Source organism: Streptomyces sp. NPDC006197 (assembly GCF_040613865.1).
Classification (GTDB): Bacteria; Actinomycetota; Actinomycetes; order Streptomycetales; family Streptomycetaceae; genus Streptomyces.
On the sequence record NZ_JBEXSZ010000171.1, the window covers coordinates 1 to 16,773 of the forward strand.

Below are 16,773 nucleotides of genomic sequence, written 5' to 3' on the forward strand. Positions count from 1 at the left end.
CTGACCCGCACCGGGTTGTGCGCCGCCGCTGGGTGCGGGTCCAGGCGCGGAACGCGGGGGCGCCGCTCAGGGCGCCGTCCCGTGTGCCCACCCGTCCCGCCCCAGCGGGACGATTGCCCACACGGGGGGGGAGCGGAAGGGGCACCGCCCCGCCAGGCGGGTGGTGTTACGGCAAGTGGGGGCGGTTCGGGTGGAGGCCGGCGGCGTCGGCGGCCGTCGCGCCGTGGTTCCAGCCCGCCTCGTCCCACGCCGCCCGCACCCGCGTCGCCCTCGTCTCCGGGAAGAGTTCGTCCGTGCGGGCCGACACCGCGACCTCGCGCGACGCGAGGGCCGGGAGGAGCGTCGGGGCCTCGGCCGCCACCCGCCGGGACGTCGCCGAGAGCCGGGCGCCGAGCCGGTTCGCGTACGCGAGGAGGAAGGACTGCCGGAACGACTTCGTGCGCTTGCGGCCGCCCGCCCGCTGCTCCGCCTCCGCCCGCGCCATCGCCGCCGTGCCCTGGACGAGCAGCGAGGTGTAGAGCAGCTCGACCGGGTCGAGGTCCGCCTCGAAGCCGACGACCGTCGAGAAGCCGTACGCCTCGTTCCACACGGCCCGGCAGTGGTTCGCCGTCGCCACCGCGTCGAGCAGGATCGCCTTCGCCTGCTCGTAGGGCGGTTCCACCCCGATCCGGATCGCGCCCGGCGTCTCCGGGGACGGCGCGCCCGCCGCGAGCGTGGCCTCGTCCAGGCTGTGCCGGGCCATGAGTTCCTGGGCCTTGGCCGTCAGCGCCTCCGCCTCGTCCGGGTAGCCCGTCGCCTCCGCCTTCGCGAGCAGCGCCCTGATCCGGGTGAGCATCCGGGGCTCGCCGGCCGCCGCGGGCGGCAGGGCCTCCCCCGGCACCGGGCCCACCGCGTCCAGGCGCGGCAGCCGGACGAGCAGCCGGTACAGCTCCAGGACGGTCGTCGCCTGCGAGAAGCGGTCCGCCGGGCGCCCGCCCGCCGCGTCCAGTTCGTCGATCTGCGCCTGCCAGCGGTGCGGCAGCCGCCCGTACCGGGCCGTCTCCGTCCTGATGAGGTCGGCGAGGATCCGTACGTGCTCGTCGGACAGCTCGCGGCGCGCCGTGCGGACCAGGTCGGCCGGCTGCCAGCCCCGTATCCACAGCGTCCGCACGAACTCCTCGCCCCGCCGGGCCCGTTCCGCGTCCGCGCCCGGGTCGGCGGCGAGCAGTGAGGCCGCCGTGTCGAGGGAGCCGTCGTCGCTCGCGTACAGCGCCTCGAAGGCCTTGTCGATGGTGGTGCCGCCGCTCACGCCGTGTCCCTCGCGTCCCATTCCTCGCGCGACCGGGCGATCACCGCGCGGTGGTCGAGCGACCAGTCGATCAGCTGCTTGATGAGGTGGGTCATGCTGTGCCCGGTCTCGGTCAGCGCGTACTCCACCTGCGGCGGGGTCGTCGGGTACACCGTCCGCGAGACGAGCCCGTCCCGTTCGAGGCGGCGCAGCGTGAGCGTCAGCATCCGCTGCGAGACGCCGGTGACGAGCCGCTGGAGCTCCCTGAACCGCCTCGGCCCCGCCGCCAGTTCGACGACGACGTGCACCGTCCACTTGTCGCCGAGCCGGTCCTGGACGTCCCGCACCCCGCAGTCCTCGGCGCAGCTCACCAGGGGCCCGGTGGTTACCTCCGTGTGCCCTTCCGACATCGATGTGCCTCCTTCCGCGATCTTGTCCGTCCGGTCACGATGGTCCCCTCGATGGTCTCAGCCGTCCCGGCCGTCACGATCCCTGGGGGAATCCATGCTGCTCGTCACCGGTGTCTCCGGCGCCCTCGGCTCTCTCGTCGCCGAGCGGCTCGCCGACCGCGACGACGTCGTCCTCGGCACCCGCGCCGGGCTTCCCGGCACCCGCACGCTCGACTTCGACGCCCCGGAGACCCTCCCGGAGGCCTTCGCGGGCGTGGAGACCCTCCTCCTCATATCCGCCGGGTACGGGGAGGACGACGTCGTGATCGCCCGCCACGAGGCCGCGATCTCCGCCGCCGAGGCCGCCGGCGTCCGGCACGTCGTCTACACCAGCCTCTCCGGCGACGGCGACCACCTCACGTACGCGCTCGCGCACCGCTGGACCGAGCGGCGGCTGCGGCGGTCCACGACGCTGGACTGGACGATCCTCCGCAACGGCCTCTACGCCGAGTTCCTCACCTGGATCGCCGCCCCCGACGCCGAGCACCGCATCACCGGCCCTCTCGGGGAGGGCCGGCTCGCCGCCGTCGCCCGCGCGGACCTCGCCGACATCGCCGTCTCCGTCGCCACGGACCCGGCCGCCCACCGGAACCGGGTGTACGAGCTCGTCGGCGAGCGCCCCCTCGGCGGCGCCGACCTGGCGGCGGCCCTCGGTGCCGAGTACGCGCCCGGCACGCTCGCGCAGGCCCGTGCCGCGATCGCCGCCTCCGGGGCCGTGCCCTTCCAGGTGCCGATGCTGGCGAGCACGTACTCGGCGATCGCCCACGGCTTCATGGACGGCACGGGCGTGGAGCGCAGCGACCTGCGCGCGCTGCTCGGCGGACGCGAACCCCTCGACGCGCTGGACGTGTTCGTGAAGGCGGTACGCGAGGGGTAGGGCCAGGCCTACCGCCGGGACGCCCGCCAGTGGTCGTGATCGGAGCGGGCCGAAACGGTTCGCTTGAGCCATGACCACGACTACCGCTGCCGTACGGCTCCGAGGGCTCACCCGGCACCACCGGGACGTCCACGCCCTCGACGGCGTCGACCTCGACTTCCGCGCCGGGACCTTCACCGCCGTCATGGGGCCCTCAGGCTCCGGCAAGTCCACGCTCCTCCAGTGCGCCGCCGGGCTCGACCGGCCCACCGCGGGGAGCGTGGAGGTCGGCGGCGTCGCCCTGGAGGGGCTGAGCGAGCGGCGCCTCACGCTGCTGCGGCGGGACCGGATCGGCTTCGTCTTCCAGTCCTTCAACCTGCTGCCCTCCCTGACCGCCGCGCAGAACGTGGCCCTCCCGCTCCGGCTCGCCGGCCGCCGCCCGTCCCGCACGGAGGTGCGGGAGGCCCTCGCGCGCGTGGGGCTCGCCGGCCGGGAACGGCACCGGCCCGGCGAACTCTCCGGCGGCCAGCAGCAACGGGTCGCGATCGCCCGCGCGCTGATCACCCGGCCCGCCGTCCTCTTCGGCGACGAACCGACCGGCGCGCTCGACTCGACGACGAGCCGCGAGGTCCTCGACATGCTGCGGGACCTCGTCGACCGCGACGGCCAGACGATCGTCATGGTCACCCACGACCCGGTGGCGGCGTCCCGCGCGGACCGCGTGGTCTTCCTGGTCGACGGACGCCTCGCGGGCGAACTGACGGACCCGACGGTGGAATCGGTCACGGCACGGATGACGGCCCTGGAGACGGGCGGGGCCCCGGCCGGGGACACGAGCGGGGCGGTGGCCGCGTTCGGCCGCTCGGTGGGTGCCGGTGCGCCGGTCGGGGGGTCGTCGTGCTGATCGTCGTCCTCTCCGGGCTCCGCGACCGCTGGGCCTCCTTCCTCGGCGGGTTCGTCGCGCTCGCGCTCGGCGTCGGGCTGCTCGCCACCATGGGGCTCGGCCTCTCCGCCACCTTTCACGCGCCCGAGCGTTCTCCCCAGCGGTTCGCGTCCTCCCCCGTCGTCGTCCAGGGCCAGGACCGGCTGACACTGGACGTGCGGCGCGGGCCCGACACCGTGCCCGTGGAGCGGCGGCTCGACCGTCCACAGCCTGTGGACGGCGGGGTGCTCCGCGAGCTCCGCGCCCGCTGGACCGTCACCGCCTCCGGCGGCCCCGACGCCGTCGGCGTCGACGCCCCCGCCGCCGAGGTCCGGGCGCTCGTCGGCGACCGCGCCCGAGTCCTCACCGGGACCGAGCGCGCACAGGCCGACCCCGACCCCGAGCGGGACGCCCGCGCGCTCGTCGCCCTGAACGCTCTCCTCGGCACCTCCGGCGGCGTCACCGCCTTCGTCTCCGTCTTCGTCGTCGCCTCCACCTTCGCCTTCGCCGTCGCCCTGCGCCGGCGCGAGTTCGGGCTCCTCCGGACCGCCGGGGCCACCCCCGGCCAGATCCGGCGGCTCCTCCTCACCGAGGCGGCGGCGCTCGGCGTGCTCGCCTCCGCCGCCGGGTGCGCGCTCGGCGCCCTCGGCGCGCCCCTCCTCGCCCGGACCCTCGTCGACGGCGGCCTCGCGCCCGCGTGGTTCACGATCGGCGGCGCCTCCTGGCCGTTCCACACGGCCTTCTGGACCGGCGTGACCGTCGCACTGGCCGGGGCCGTCGCCGCGTCCCGGCGGGCCGGGAAGGTCGGCCCGACGGCCGCGCTGCGGGAGGCGGACGTCGACGCCGACGCCCTGCCCCTCGGCCGGGCCGTCCTCGGCACGGGCCTGCTCCTGGCCGGGCTCGGGCTCCTCGTCTGGACCTGCGCCACCGAGCCGTCCGCGCTGCTCAAACGGAAGACGTACACGACCCTCCCGATGCTCCTGATCACCGGCGTCGCGCTCCTCTCGCCGCTCCTCGTGCGGCCGGCGGCCCGGCTGCTGCCGTCGCGGCGCGGCGCGGTGGGGACGCTCGTACGGGAGAACAGCGCGGCCGCCGTCCGCCGCACCGCCGCCGTCGCCGCGCCCGTCCTCGTGACCGTGGCGCTCGCCGGGACGCTGTTCGGCTCGGCGACGAGCGTCACGCGCGCGAAGGAGGCGGAGTCGCGGGAGCAGACGGCCGCTCAGTACGTGGCGACTGGTGAGGGGTTGAGGCCGGTGACGGCGCCGCCCGGGGCCGTGGTGTCCCCCACCGGGACGACCTCCGTCTTCGTGCGGGACGGGGCCGAGGCCGTCGTGAAGTACGGGGCGCGGGCGGTCGCCGACCCGGCCGCGTTCGCGGAGCTCGCCCGGCTGCCGGTGGTCGCCGGGGACCTGCGGGACCTGGACGACCGGTCGATCGTCGTCAACGAGGAGTTCGAGCGGCACCGGGTCGGCGAGACGGTGGAGGTGTGGCGGGCGGACGGGAGCGGTCCGGTACGGCTCCGGGTCGCGGCCGTCCTCGCGCTCGGGACCGGCGACAACGGGCCGTACGTCACCCGGGCGAACGCGCCCGGCTCCGCCCTCGACCGGATCGACGCGCGCGGGGGCGGGGCGGCGACGGTCCGGGCCCTGGAGGCGAGCGGCGGAACCCTCTCGCCCGAGCGCCGGGCGGGCGGCAACCCGCAGAACCGGCTCGGCATGATCCTGGTCCTCGGCATCGCCCTCGTCTACACGGTGATCGGCCTCGCCAACACCCTGCTGATGGCGACCTCGGTACGGGGAGGGGAACTGGCCTCGCTGCGGCTCGCCGGAGCCACCCGCGGGCAGATCCTGCGGGTCGTGACGGGCGAGGCGGCGCTCGCCGTCGCCATCGGCACGGGGCTCGGCCTGGTGGTGACGGGCGTCGTCCTGGGCGCCCTGGGAGCGGGCCTCGCGGCCCTCTCGGCGCCCGTGGTCCTGGTCCTGCCGTGGACGGTGATCGGCGCGGCGGCGGGCGCCTGCGCGACGGTCGCGGTCGCGGCGGCGGCGCTCCCCGCGTGGCGCCTCACGCGCTGAGCGGCCATGGTGGGACGACGGGGCGGTGACCGGGGTCGGAGCCGGGTCACCGCCCTGCCCGCGCGCGGGGGGCGGTGGACCGGTGCGGGTGGCGTGTCCGCGTGGCCGGTGCCCGTGGGGTGCCCACCCGCCCCACCCCCGTGCGGGCGGGCGGACACCCCACGGGCACCGGCCTAGGGCCTGTCCGGCCCTGATCCGCCGGACAGGCCCTAGCGGGCGTCCGCGGCCGGGTGGGCGGGCCAGTCCGGGGACAGGACCGACCAGATCTCCTCGTCGTGCCGTACTCCCCGGTACGCGTAGCTCTCCCGGAGGACTCCGTCCCTCGTCATTCCCAGCCGCCGCGTCACCGCGATGCTGGGCTCGTTGTCGGAGGACACCACCCACTCCACCCGGTGGATGCCCCGCACCCGGATCGCCCAGTCGATGAGCGCCCGTGCCGCCCGGGTCACCAGGCCCTTGCCGGCGCCCGCCGGCTCCAGCCAGCAGCCGGCCTCGGCGTAGGAGCCCTCCAGGTCGAACCTCCGGAGGATCACCGCGCCGACGAGCGTGCCGTCGAACCAGATGCCGTGGATCCGGCCCGTGTCGGTCGCCGCCTTCTCCGCGTACAGCCGGAGGAACGCCCGGCTCGACTCCAGGTCCGTCACCACGTCGGGGAGGCCGTTGCGCGCGCCGATGAACTCCCGTCCCCGGTCCATGTGCGCGAGGAACTCCTCGGCCTGCCACGGTTCCAGCGGGCGCAGCTCCGCGCCGTCGTCACCCAGGGACATCGCGTACATCGGCATCGCCTTCCTCACACCACTACGGGATCAGGACGATCTTGCCCTGTACATGGCCCGACTCGCTCGACTCCTGGGCGTGGGCCGCCTCCTTCAGCGGCAGCGTCTCGGCCAGGCGGACCGTGAGCGCGCCCTCCGCCGCCAGGCGGGCCTGGGCGGTGAGGCCGCGCCGTACGTCGTCCGGGTCGCCCATGACGCCGGAGAAGACGATGCCGTGCTCCTCCGCGTCCGTCGCCGCGATCGTCACGATCCGCTCCTTCGCCGCGTCGCCGCCGCCGAGCAGTTCGACGGCGACCGGCAGCACGCCGTGCCCGGCCGCGTCGAAGACCGCGTCGACGCCCTCCGGGGCGGCGGCGCGGACCCGGTCGGCGAGGCCCTCCCCGTACGTGACGGGGATCGCGCCGAGTTCGCGCAGGTAGGCGTGGTTGGGCTCCGAGGCGCTGCCGATCACCGTGATCCCGGCCGCGACCGCCAGCTGGACGGCCACCGAGCCGACGACTCCGGCCGCGCCGTGCAGGAACAGCGTCTCGCCCTCCCGCACCCGCAGCAGGTCCAGGACGCGCTGGGCGGTCTCGCCGGCCACCGGGAGGCCGGCGGCGGCCTCCCAGGAGAGCCCGGCGGGCTTGGGGGCGACGATGCCGGCGATGGCGTACTCGGCGTAGGCGCCGGTCTTCGTCCAGCCGAGGACCTCGTCGCCGACGGCCAGGTCGGTGACGCCCTCGCCGAGCGCGTCGACGGTGCCGGCGAACTCCAGGCCCGGGACGGCGGGGAAGGTGGTCGGGTAGAACGCCTCGACCCAGCCGTAACGCCGCTTCCAGTCCACCGGGTTGACCCCGACCGCCGCCACCTTCACCCGGACCTCGCCGGGGCCGGGCTCCGGCTTCGCGACGCCGGTCTCGTGGCGCAGCACCTCGGGGCCGCCGAACTCCTCGTACACGATCGCTTCCATCTCAGCCTCCGCTGCTGCCCGTTCGATCTTCGACGCCCCAAGCTTGCGCCGTCGGGCACCCGGTCCCCGCCCTCCCAACGGCCAGTCGTACCTGGCCGAAAGACGGGCCGTCACCTGGCCGCCTCGCACTAGGCTGAACCGCATGGACGCGTCCACGCTGACCACCGCGTACGAGATCATCCGGCAGCCGCTCGGGGAGATCCTCCCCAAGGTCTCGGCCGCCCTCGCCCCGCTCGTCCCGCACGTCGACGCGGCCGAACTCTCCACCCACTGCGCCCACTCCCCCTTCAAGGCACTCGGCGGTACGGAGCTGATGACCGCCGCCGAACTGACCCCGCTGCTCGCGGCCGGCGTCCCCGGCGCCCCCTGGCAGGGCCGCGCGACGATCGGCGGCCGCGAGCGCGAGGTCGTCGCCGTCACCAGTCACGCGACCCGGCGCGGGGCGGTCCTCGTGCTCGTGCGGGAGGACGGCGCCGCCCCCGTCGACGCGGCCGAGCTCACCGTGGCGCAGGCGCTGTGGGACCTGGTCACCGGGCACTTCGACCGGTTCGCGACCGAGGCCGTGCCGGGCGCGCTCGCCCGCTCGCGGGCCGCCGCCGACACCCGGGCCCGGGTCATCGCCGAACTCACCGGCGCGCACGCGGCCGCGCTCTCCGGCGTCCTCGGGGTGCTCCGCAGCCGGGCCCTCGACGACACGACCGCCCGCACCACCGCCACCGACCTGGCCGCCGCCGCGCTGATCGAGATGCGGGCCGAACAGCGGCGGGACCGGGAGCTCGCGGAGGAACCCGCGCAGGACGCCTTCGAGCGGCTCGCCGGCGAACTGCGGCCGATGCTCCGGCACAGCAAGGTCCGGCTCGAACTGGGCGCGCCCGACTCGACGCGCTCGCTCGCGGCGGACGTCGCCCACAGCGCGCGGGCCATCGTCCGGTCGCTGCTCCTGATCGTCCTGGAACAGGACTCCGTGCGGCGCGTCCACGTCGGCTGGCAGCTGACCGAGCACGAACTGCGGGCGTCCGTGCGGGACGACGGAGCGGGCGCGCTCGCCCCCTGCGACCTGGGCGCCGGGACGATCCGGGACCGGCTCGACGTGCTCGGCGGACGGCTCGACATGGACGCGGTCCCCGGCTGGGGCACGACCATCACGGCGGTCATCCCGCTGGCGACCCCGGAGGCCCCCGTCGAGGCGGCGCACCCGCTGACCGGCCTCGGCTCACGGGAGGTCGAGGTCCTGCGGCACCTGGCGCTCGGGCACCGGAACCGGAGGATCGCGCAGGAGCTGCACATCAGCGAGTCCACGGTGAAGTTCCACGTCGCGAACATCCTGAACAAGCTGGGGGTCGACTCACGGGGCGAGGCGGCGGCCCTCTTCCACGCGGCGGCGTGACCCCGGCCCCCGGCGGGCGGGCACGGCTTCCGGGGGAGTGTCAGTGGGGGGTGTCAGACTCGCACTCATGGGCGAGAGGTGGGCGCTGGCGGCCGAGGCCGAAGGGGACGGAGCACTGCTCGCGCCCCTCGGTCCGGACGGGCTGCCCGCAGGCGGGGTGCGGCGCGAGCCGGACCTGGTGGCGGCCGTGCGGACGCGGCCCGAGGTGGCCCGCTGGGTGTGGCGGTCGACGGCCGAGGTCTATCCGCGGCTGCTCGCCGCCGGCGTCCGCGTCGAGCGGTGTTACGACGTCGAGGGCGCCGAGCAGCTCCTCCTGGGCCACGAGGGCCGGCTGGGCGAGCCCCGGTCGGCCGCCGCCGCCTGGGCGCGCCTGCGGAACGCCCCCGTACCGCCCGATCCGCCGCAGCGCGCCGCCGAGCCCGGTTCGCAGGACTCGCTCTTCGAGCCGCGTCCCACGGTCTCCGTGCCTTTCGACGGGCTCCTCGCGGTCTATGCCGAGCAGGTGCGCCGGCACGACCGGGCGGAGCATCCCGGCCGGATGCGGCTGCTCACGGCCGCCGAGTCGGCGGGGATGCTGGTGGCCGCCGAGATGCACCGGGCCGGGCTGCCGTGGCGGGCGGACGTGCACCGGGAGCTGCTGGGCGAGCTGCTCGGCGAGCGGTACGCGGGCGGGGGCGAGCCGCGCCGTCTCGCGGAGCTCGCGGACGAGGTGTCGGCGGCGTTCGGCCGCCGGGTCCGGCCGGATCTGCCGGCCGATGTGGTGAAGGCCTTCGCGCAGGCCGGGATCCGGGTCAGGTCCACGCGCCGCTGGGAGCTCGCCGGGCTGGACCACCCGGCGGTGGAGCCCCTCCTGGCGTACAAGAAGCTGTACCGGATCTGGACGGCGCACGGCTGGTCGTGGCTGGCCGACTGGGTGCGGGACGGCCGCTTCCGGCCGGAGTACCTGCCCGGCGGCACGGTCAGCGGGCGCTGGACGACGAACGGCGGCGGCGCCCTGCAGATCCCGAAGGTGATCCGGCGGGCGGTGGTCGCCGACGAGGGCTGGCGGCTGGTGGTGGCCGACGCCGACCAGATGGAGCCGCGCGTCCTCGCCGCGATCTCCCGCGACCCGGGTCTGATGGAAGTCGCCGGGCACCCCGACGACCTGTACACCCGGCTCTCCGACCGGGCCTTCTCCGGCGACCGCGACCACGCCAAGATCGCGCTGCTGGGCGCGATCTACGGGCAGACGAGCGGTGACGGCCTGAAGAACCTGGCGGCGCTGCGGCGCCGCTTCCCGCGGGCGGTGGCCTATGTCGACGAGGCGGCGAAGGCGGGTGAGGAGGGCCGGCTCGTGCGGACCTGGCTGGGCCGGACCAGCCCGCGGGCGGTCGGCTCGGACGGGGACGAGGAGGCCGGGATCCCGCAGGACGCCGGCGAGCCGGAGCGGGAGGGCGGCGAGTTCGTCCCCGGGTACGCCTCGGGGAACGCGCGGGCGCGCGGCCGGTTCACCCGTAACTTCGTCGTGCAGGGCAGCGCCGCCGACTGGGCGCTGCTGATGCTGGCGGCGCTGCGGCGCTCCCTGTCGGGGATGCGGGCCGAGCTGGTGTTCTTCCAGCACGACGAGGTGATCGTGCACTGTCCGGCGGAGGAGGCGGGGGCGGTGACGGAGGCGATCCGGGCGGCCGGGGACGAGGCCGGGCGGATCGCGTTCGGGGAGACGCCGGTCCGGTTCCCGTTCACGACGGCGACGGTCGAGCGGTACGCGGACGCGAAGTAGGCCGGACGGGACGGTGGCGGTACGGCCCCCGTCCCGTACCGCCACCGTCCCGTCCCGGCCTTCCTACTTCAGCGGCAGCTTCCGCCACTTCGGGCTCAGCGCGATCGTCTTCAGCTGCTCCATCGTCAGCGCGGGCTCGGCGCGCGTGGCGGCCTCGTGCTGCGCGCCCGAGTTGAAGGCGGAGACGACGACCCGGAAGCCCTTCGGGGTCAGGGTGTCGACGCGCCACCAGACGACCCCGTCGCCGCCCTTCTCGCCGGGCTGCTGCGTGGACCTGACCTTGGTGCCGTCGGGCAGGGTGACGACGCCGGCTCCGTCGAAGAGCTCGGCGATCCCGCTCCCGGTGGTGGGCTGGACGTCGACCCCGACCATGCTCGTGCCCTCGTCGTCCTCGACGACGACGTAGCCGTGGCCGTCGCCTCCGCCGTGGGAGATCACGGTGGTGCCCTGGGGCAGGAGGGAGCGCAGGGTCGCCTGGACGGCGGCCGCGCTCGGCGCGGCGGGCTGTCGGCCCGGGGCCTTGGGGGACTTGGGCGGCTCGGGGAGCTGCTGCAGGAGCGCACGCCAGACTTCGGCGGTGACGAGGGACTTGAGCTGGGCGGGGCTGAAGGGCGGGTTCTCGCGGCTGACCGGGGCGCCCTTCTCGGCGGCGGCGTTGTACTCGCTCGCGTCGACGATGAAGCCGTCCTTGGTGAGCAGGACCGCCCGCCAGTTCTTGGTGTCCTCGCGCTTGTCGGGGTACACGTACCCCTGGATGACCATGAGCCGGTCACCGCCCGGCAGCCGTCCGCTGGTGCAGCGGTCGTAGGGGACGAGGGCCTTGTCGGGGCAGGTGACCTGGCCCGTGCCGGACTCGGCGGTGTTGCCGGCCCGGTAGAGGCCGACGCTGACGGCGGCCGCGCCCTTGCCGTCGTCGTAGACGCCGAGGACGGACTGGCCCGCGCCGGTCTCGTCGCTGATCTCCCACCGCCCGGCCGGGGTGTTGTTCCTGAGGGCGTCCGCCATGTCCGCGAGCGGGATCGTCGCCTTGGGCAGCGGCTCCTTGCCGGTGCCGTTGGCCTGGCCGGGCTGCGGGGGCGCCGCCACGGAGGTCGTCGCCTGCCCGGCGGGGCCGAGCAGCGAACCGCCGTACACGCCGCCGATGCCGACGGCGGCGAGCGCGAAGACGCCGCCGGTCACCGCGAGGCGGCGGCGGACCAGGCGGCGTCGGCCGCGCCGGAGCCCGCCGGCGACCAGCTCGCGCCGGTCGTCGACGGAGAAGCCGTCACCGGTGCTGCGCAGGACCGCGCCGAGCTCCTCCTCGAAGCGCTCGTGGGAGGTTCCGTCGTGCAGGGGTCCTTCGTTCTGGGGCATGCCGAGATCACCGTCTCCGGTCAGTGGACGATAAGTGACGATCAGTACGGGGGGTCGTGCCGTGTTCAGCGGGTGGCGAAGGCGACGAGGCTGCCGCCGAGCCGTTCCCGCAGCTTCGCGAGCGCGCGCACCGAGCGGGTGCGTACCGCGGCGGAGCTGACGTGCAGGGCGTCGGCGGTCTCCTCGATGCTGCGGTCCTCCCAGTAGCGCAGCACCACGACCGCCCGGTCCTTCGGTGCGAGCGCGGCCAGCGCGTCGAGCAACGCGATCCGCAGCGCCGGGTCCTCGCCCTGCTCGGAGGCGCGGTCGGGCAGTTCTCCGAGGGGGCGCTCGGTGGCCGAGCGACGCCTCTGGTGGCTGAGGAACGTGCGGACGAGCACGGTCTGGGCGTACGCGGCGGGGTTCCCGATCCGGGCCATGCGGCCCCAGAGGGCGTACATCCTGCCGAGCGTCTCCTGGGTGAGGTCTTCGGCGAGATGCGTGTCGCCGCTGGTCAGCAGGCACGCCGAACGGAACAGGTACCCCGTGCGTGCGGAGGCGAACTCCTGGAACTCGTCCGCGCGGGACTTTCTCATGCCCCTCCTTCTCCTCGCGGTCACGTGGCGTGGTCGCCGTACACCTCATTGACGCGATGGGGGCGCGGAAATGTTTCAGCGGAATCGGGGAGTTCGGAGGGGATTCCCGGAGGATGGCCGCTCGACGCATCCGAAGAAGCGGAATCGGGTAATCCTGTTGGTATGAACACTCTCAGCGCAGCAGAGAACCTGGCCGCTGGAGTCTGGCAGTCAGGCATGGGGCAGGTCCTCGGCGGCCTCGTTCTCGTGGCCGTCCTCATCGGGGCCTTCTGGTTCGGATACAGGGTCCGCAACCGTGAACCCGATCCCCCGAAGCCGGAAGAGCAGCCGCACCGGCCCGACACCGGGGCGCTCCCCGGCGAGACGTCCGAGTACCGCAAGCCGACCGAGATGCCGCAGACCGACGGCGAGCACCGGCTCATGCCCTACCAGCTCAAGAACAGCGGCACGGAGACCTCGTCCGACCCGCCGTCCGAGGAGAAGCGCAAGTGGGGCGGCATCTCCAGCGGCGGCTTCGGCAGCGGAGGCACCGGGCACGGCGACTGACGCCACCGGTGTCCGGGCGCGGCGGCTCACCCGCCGCGCCCTCTGCCCGCCGCGCCCCGGACGCGGCGACCGACGCCCCCGACGGCCCGATGCGGGGCCGGGGGCGTCCTGGGGCGTCCGGGGGCTTCCTGGGGCCGGTCGACGGGGCACGGCACGTCGTGCCCGGGGAACAGCCGGTCCGCGTGGCCCCGACCGGTCGGGTCAGAGCCGGGCCGCCTCCGCCCCGGTGCCCGGCACGCGGCCCGCACGTGAGGCGATGTGGGCCGGCGGGGCGAAGTCCGCGGGGAGGACCGGGTCGGTGACCGGCTCGCCGAAGGTGGTCACCACCGGCAGCACCCCCGCCCACAGGCCGAGCGCCGCGTCCTCGGATTCGCCGTCGTCCGGCGGCCCGTCGGCGGTCTTCACCGAGGCCTCGGTGAGGTCGAGCGCGAGCAGGGCGGTCGCCGCCAGCTCCTTGCGGCTGGGCTGCCGCGCGTACTCCCACTGCCCCGGGGAGCTCTGCTCGGTCAGGGCCCGCAGGCCGCGGAGCTTCTCCTCCGGGTCGGTGACGATCTCGGGAACGCCGTAGATCATCGCGCACCGGTAGTTGACCCCGTGCTCGAAGACGGAGCGGGCGAGGACGAGGCCGTCGACGTGCGTGACCGTGACGCAGACGGTGGTGTCGGGGGCCTGGACCAGGCTGCGGCTGGCGACCGAACCGTGGAGGTAGAGCCGGTCGCCGTCCACGCCGTACGCGGTGGGCACCACCATCGTCGTGCCGTCGACGGTGACGCCGAGGTGGCAGAGGAAGCCGGCGGCGAGCACGGCGTCCAGGTCGGCCCGCCGGTGGCTGCCCTTGTGCCGCATCCGGCGCAGCCGGGTCCGCTCGGTGACGGCCAGATCGGCGGCGGCCGGGTCGGCGAGCCCTGGGGTGGTGGTGCTGCTCATGATGACCTCTCGTTCCGTGCGGGTGTACGTGTTGTACGGGGGATCAGCCCGTCACCGCCACCGGCGCCCGCCTGTCGGAACGGCGGGACGCCGCCAGGGAGTCGCAGATCTCGCCGGCCCGGACGGCGGCCATCGACAGCAGGTTGGCCGTGATGCCGTGCGAGTGCTCGGTGCCGCCCATCAGGTAGATCCCGGCCTCCACCTCAGGCGCGGTCTCCACCCGGTAGTCCCGGCGGACCCGCAGCCGGCCGTCCTCGTCGCGCGCGCAGGCGGCGTCGAGCTCGCCGAGCAGCCGGCCCGGGTCGGGCTCGGAGTAGCCGGTGGCGTAGACGACCGCGTCCGCGTCCATCGTCTCCGTCTCCCCGGTCGCGAGGTTCCGCACCTGGACGCGGACGCCGTCGGGACCCTCCTCGACCTCGGTGAGCCGGGTGACGCCGAGGATCCGCAGCCGCTGCTCGCCGCGCACCTTCTCCTGGTACGAGCGGCGGTAGAGCTCCTCGATGAGGTCCATGTCGACGACGCCGTAGTTGGTGTTGCGGTGGTAGTCCATGAGCGTCCGGCGGACGGACGGCTCGGCGCCGTGGTAGAGGTCGACGGCCGCCGGATCGAAGATCCGGTTCGCGTACGGGCTGTCGTCGGCCGGGCTGTAGCCGTACCGGGTGTGGACGGCGACGACCTCGGCCCCCTCGTACGTCCGGTGGAGGTGGTCGGCGATCTCGGCGGCGCTCTGGCCGGCTCCGGCGACGACGAACCGGCGCGGCTCGTCGGTGGGCAGCGCGGCGAGCCGGTGCAGGAACTCGCTGCTGTGCCAGAGGCGTTCGGAGGACTCGACGCCCTCGGGGAGCCGGGGCACGAGGCCGGTGCCGACGACGAGGTTCCGCGCCCGGTAGGTGGCGGCCTCCGCCTCTCCGAAGGCGGCGACGTCGACCTCGACGACGGGTCCCGACGCCTCCGCCGTTCCCGCCGTTCCCGCCGGGCGGATGGCGGTGACCTCCAGGCCGTAACGGACCATGTGGTCCACGCCGTCGGCGGCCCACTGGAGGTAGTCGTGGAACTCCTCGCGGGTCGGGAACAGCACCTTGTGGTTGATGAAGTCCACGAGACGGCCCCGGTCGTGGAGGTACGGCACGAAGCCGAAGCGGCTGCGCGGATTGCGCATCGTGGCCAGGTCCTTGAGGAACGAGACCTGCATGGTGGCGTCCGGGATCAGCATGCCCCGGTGCCAGCCGAAGTTCGGCTGCTTCTCCAGGAAGACGGCCGTGAGCCGGTCGTCGGGCGCGGCCTGCTCGTTGTACTCCTCGATGGCGATCGCGAGGGCGAGGTTGGCGGGCCCGAAGCCGACACCGACGACGTCGTAGACGGGGGTGGTCTCGTTCTCGTTCACGGTCTCGTTCATGGCGAAGTGCCTTTCGGTGGGAGGGGGTTCAGGACGTGTGCGCGCGGCCGGAGAGGGCGACGCAGCCGGCGGCGAGGAGCAGGGCGAGCAGCAGCCCCGTACCGGCGAAGGAGAGGAAGACGGCTGCGATCAGCAGGGTCACGACGGCCGTCGAGCGCAGGGCGCGGCCGGTGCCGCGCGCCCGCAGGGCGGCCGCGGCGGCGGCCACGTACAGCAGCAGGAACGCGCTGCTGGTGACGACGAGCACCAGCTCCTCGCCGGTCCCCGTGACGGTCAGGGCGGAGAGGACGGCCGCGTAGGCGAGGGCCAGCGCGACGGTCGCCCGCACCGGTCGGTCGGCCAGGGCGCGCGGCAGGATCCGCTCGCGGGCGGCGGCCCGGACGACCCGGGTGGCGCCGAGCACCCAGGCGTTGGTGGCGACCACCGCGAGCCCGAGGGCGAGGAGATCGCCGGCGATCGCACCGCCGTCGCCGAGCGAGGCGCCGAGGAGGGCGGTGATGACGACGGGCTCGTCGCCAGGGACCGCCAGGTAGGCGGCCGTCACCGCCGCGTACAGCAGCCCGACGATCGGCACCGCCCAGCGGATCGCCCGCCGGTAGCTGCGGGCGGGGTCGTCGACCTGCTCGGCGAGCGTGGAGACGTTCTCCCAGCCGAGGAAGGAGAAGAAGGCGGTGACGACGGCGATGCCGACGCCGCCCCAGCCGTGCGTGAGGAACGGCGTGTACTCCCCCGCGTCGAAACGCGGCACCGCGAGCACCACGGCACCGCCGAGGCCGAGCAGCAGCACGAGGAGGGCCGCGGCCTGCACCCGGGCGCCGGCCGTGAGCCCGAGCAGCGTGAACGCGGCGGACAGCGCCATGAAGCCGATCGCGATCGGGTACACCGGCCCGTCGGGCTGGCCGAGCAGCCCGAGCAGGCACCGGGCGGACACGATGCCCATCACCGGATTCCCGATGACGTACGTGGCGACCAGCAGCAGCGCCGCCGCCCGCCCCGGACGGCGCCCGAACCCGGCCTCCACCATCGCGGCGAGACCGGAGGCGTCGGGACGCCAGGCCGACATCTCCGCGAAGAAACGGGCGAAGGGGTACGAGCTGAGGGCCAGCGCCAGCCACGCGAGCAGCGAGGCGGGCCCGGCCTGCCGCTCCGTCAGCCCCGGCACCAGAAGGATGCCGGTTCCGACGAGGCTGCTGACGTAGAACACGACGAGAGCGCGCACGCCGAGGGTGGCGCGGGGGTGGGCGGTGCGGGGCCGCTGCAGCAGATCGGTCATGGTGTCACCTCCGGTGGTGAGTTGTGGGGGTCGTTCCGCCCCGTTGTGGGCAGTCGTTCCGCCCCGTTGTGGGCAACTGTTCCGCTGGGGCGGTGCCCACCCCCCCCGTTGTGGGCAGTCGTTCCGCCGGGGCGGTGCCCACCCGTTGTGGGCAGTCGTTCCGCTGGGGCGGAACGGGTGGGCACAACGGACGGCGCCCCTTGCCGGCGCCAGAGGCTCCCGCGCCTGAACCCGCACCGGATGCGAGCCGCACTGTCGGTGCGGGT

Annotated in this window: 15 protein-coding genes; 6 read left to right on the top strand and 9 right to left on the bottom strand. The window is 74.9% G+C overall.

Going from position 1 to position 16,773, the window contains the following annotated elements:
* Positions 1-166 precede the first annotated feature (166 nt).
* The gene (locus tag ABZ318_RS34450; RefSeq protein ID WP_356906378.1) at positions 167-1,288 is read right to left on the bottom strand and encodes a DUF2786 domain-containing protein; all 1,122 of its coding nucleotides are present in this window, start codon (positions 1,286-1,288) and stop codon (positions 167-169) included.
* Positions 1,285-1,677, bottom strand: a complete 393-nt coding sequence (locus ABZ318_RS34455; RefSeq protein ID WP_356906379.1) for a helix-turn-helix domain-containing protein — start codon at positions 1,675-1,677, stop codon at positions 1,285-1,287. Before ABZ318_RS34455 ends, ABZ318_RS34450 begins: the two co-directional genes overlap by 4 nt.
* Positions 1,678-1,771: 94 nt before the next feature.
* Between ABZ318_RS34455 and ABZ318_RS34460 the strand changes: the two genes are divergently transcribed.
* The 3 genes from ABZ318_RS34460 (at position 1,772) to ABZ318_RS34470 (ending at position 5,566) form a co-directional block, all read left to right on the top strand.
* Positions 1,772-2,593, top strand: a complete 822-nt coding sequence (locus ABZ318_RS34460; protein ID WP_356906380.1) for an NAD(P)H-binding protein — start codon at positions 1,772-1,774, stop codon at positions 2,591-2,593.
* Between the two features lie 70 nt (positions 2,594-2,663).
* Positions 2,664-3,476 carry an ABC transporter ATP-binding protein gene (locus ABZ318_RS34465; RefSeq protein ID WP_356906381.1) on the top strand — a complete coding sequence of 271 codons (813 nt, stop codon included), beginning with the start codon at positions 2,664-2,666 and terminating at the stop codon, positions 3,474-3,476.
* A complete protein-coding gene (locus ABZ318_RS34470) occupies positions 3,470-5,566 on the top strand; it encodes an FtsX-like permease family protein (protein ID WP_356906382.1) in 2,097 nt (698 codons plus the stop codon). The genes ABZ318_RS34465 and ABZ318_RS34470 overlap by 7 nt, the downstream gene beginning before the upstream one ends.
* Positions 5,567-5,775: 209 nt before the next feature.
* Here the strand turns inward: ABZ318_RS34470 and ABZ318_RS34475 are convergent, their stop codons facing one another.
* Together ABZ318_RS34475 and ABZ318_RS34480 are read right to left on the bottom strand one after the other, a co-directional pair.
* The gene (locus ABZ318_RS34475; protein WP_356906392.1) at positions 5,776-6,342 is read right to left on the bottom strand and encodes a GNAT family protein; all 567 of its coding nucleotides are present in this window, start codon (positions 6,340-6,342) and stop codon (positions 5,776-5,778) included.
* 22 nt (positions 6,343-6,364) lie between these two features.
* Positions 6,365-7,291, bottom strand: a complete 927-nt coding sequence (locus tag ABZ318_RS34480; RefSeq protein WP_356906383.1) for an NADP-dependent oxidoreductase — start codon at positions 7,289-7,291, stop codon at positions 6,365-6,367.
* A 142-nt stretch (positions 7,292-7,433) separates the two neighbouring features.
* Here ABZ318_RS34480 and ABZ318_RS34485 point away from each other — a divergent pair, with 142 nt between their 5' ends.
* Both ABZ318_RS34485 and ABZ318_RS34490 read left to right on the top strand, forming a co-directional pair.
* Positions 7,434-8,678: a LuxR C-terminal-related transcriptional regulator gene (locus ABZ318_RS34485; protein WP_356906384.1), complete on the top strand. Its 1,245-nt coding sequence runs from the start codon at positions 7,434-7,436 to the stop codon at positions 8,676-8,678.
* 67 nt (positions 8,679-8,745) lie between these two features.
* Complete coding sequence (locus ABZ318_RS34490) at positions 8,746-10,437, top strand: bifunctional 3'-5' exonuclease/DNA polymerase (RefSeq protein ID WP_356906385.1); 1,692 nt, start codon at positions 8,746-8,748, stop codon at positions 10,435-10,437.
* A 63-nt stretch (positions 10,438-10,500) separates the two neighbouring features.
* Here the strand turns inward: ABZ318_RS34490 and ABZ318_RS34495 are convergent, their stop codons facing one another.
* Positions 10,501-11,790, bottom strand: a complete 1,290-nt coding sequence (locus tag ABZ318_RS34495) for a hypothetical protein (RefSeq protein ID WP_356906386.1) — start codon at positions 11,788-11,790, stop codon at positions 10,501-10,503.
* A 65-nt stretch (positions 11,791-11,855) separates the two neighbouring features.
* The gene (locus tag ABZ318_RS34500) at positions 11,856-12,365 is read right to left on the bottom strand and encodes a SigE family RNA polymerase sigma factor (protein WP_356906387.1); all 510 of its coding nucleotides are present in this window, start codon (positions 12,363-12,365) and stop codon (positions 11,856-11,858) included.
* Between the two features lie 162 nt (positions 12,366-12,527).
* Here ABZ318_RS34500 and ABZ318_RS34505 point away from each other — a divergent pair, with 162 nt between their 5' ends.
* Positions 12,528-12,911 (top strand): DUF6479 family protein, encoded by a 384-nt coding sequence (locus ABZ318_RS34505; protein WP_356906388.1) that lies wholly within the window; start codon positions 12,528-12,530, stop codon positions 12,909-12,911.
* Between the two features lie 201 nt (positions 12,912-13,112).
* Here the strand turns inward: ABZ318_RS34505 and ABZ318_RS34510 are convergent, their stop codons facing one another.
* From ABZ318_RS34510 to ABZ318_RS34520, 3 genes are read right to left on the bottom strand one after another with little or no spacing between them, the layout of a single operon-like run.
* A complete protein-coding gene (locus tag ABZ318_RS34510) occupies positions 13,113-13,838 on the bottom strand; it encodes a pyridoxamine 5'-phosphate oxidase family protein (protein ID WP_356906389.1) in 726 nt (241 codons plus the stop codon).
* Positions 13,839-13,881: 43 nt separating this feature from the next.
* Entirely contained in the window at positions 13,882-15,234 is a 1,353-nt protein-coding gene (locus ABZ318_RS34515) for a lysine N(6)-hydroxylase/L-ornithine N(5)-oxygenase family protein (protein ID WP_356906390.1), read from the bottom strand.
* A 28-nt stretch (positions 15,235-15,262) separates the two neighbouring features.
* On the bottom strand, positions 15,263-16,507 hold the full coding sequence (locus ABZ318_RS34520; protein WP_356906391.1) for an APC family permease: 1,245 nt from the start codon (positions 16,505-16,507) through the stop codon (positions 15,263-15,265).
* Positions 16,508-16,773 lie beyond the last annotated feature (266 nt).

Bases quoted from the DNA above. Each gene is read 5' to 3' on its own strand.
- ABZ318_RS34480 (WP_356906383.1), bottom strand. From the start codon at position 7,291: ATGGAAGCGATCGTGTACGAGGAGTTCGGCGGCCCCGAGGTGCTGCGC.
- ABZ318_RS34460 (WP_356906380.1), top strand. From the start codon at position 1,772: ATGCTGCTCGTCACCGGTGTCTCCGGCGCCCTCGGCTCTCTCGTCGCC.
- ABZ318_RS34485 (WP_356906384.1), top strand. From the start codon at position 7,434: ATGGACGCGTCCACGCTGACCACCGCGTACGAGATCATCCGGCAGCCG.
- ABZ318_RS34455 (WP_356906379.1), bottom strand. From the start codon at position 1,677: ATGTCGGAAGGGCACACGGAGGTAACCACCGGGCCCCTGGTGAGCTGC.
- ABZ318_RS34495 (WP_356906386.1), bottom strand. From the start codon at position 11,790: ATGCCCCAGAACGAAGGACCCCTGCACGACGGAACCTCCCACGAGCGC.
- ABZ318_RS34475 (WP_356906392.1), bottom strand. From the start codon at position 6,342: ATGTACGCGATGTCCCTGGGTGACGACGGCGCGGAGCTGCGCCCGCTG.
- ABZ318_RS34520 (WP_356906391.1), bottom strand. From the start codon at position 16,507: ATGACCGATCTGCTGCAGCGGCCCCGCACCGCCCACCCCCGCGCCACC.
- ABZ318_RS34500 (WP_356906387.1), bottom strand. From the start codon at position 12,365: ATGAGAAAGTCCCGCGCGGACGAGTTCCAGGAGTTCGCCTCCGCACGC.
- ABZ318_RS34515 (WP_356906390.1), bottom strand. From the start codon at position 15,234: ATGAACGAGACCGTGAACGAGAACGAGACCACCCCCGTCTACGACGTC.
- ABZ318_RS34505 (WP_356906388.1), top strand. From the start codon at position 12,528: ATGAACACTCTCAGCGCAGCAGAGAACCTGGCCGCTGGAGTCTGGCAG.
- ABZ318_RS34510 (WP_356906389.1), bottom strand. From the start codon at position 13,838: ATGAGCAGCACCACCACCCCAGGGCTCGCCGACCCGGCCGCCGCCGAT.
- ABZ318_RS34465 (WP_356906381.1), top strand. From the start codon at position 2,664: ATGACCACGACTACCGCTGCCGTACGGCTCCGAGGGCTCACCCGGCAC.
- ABZ318_RS34490 (WP_356906385.1), top strand. From the start codon at position 8,746: ATGGGCGAGAGGTGGGCGCTGGCGGCCGAGGCCGAAGGGGACGGAGCA.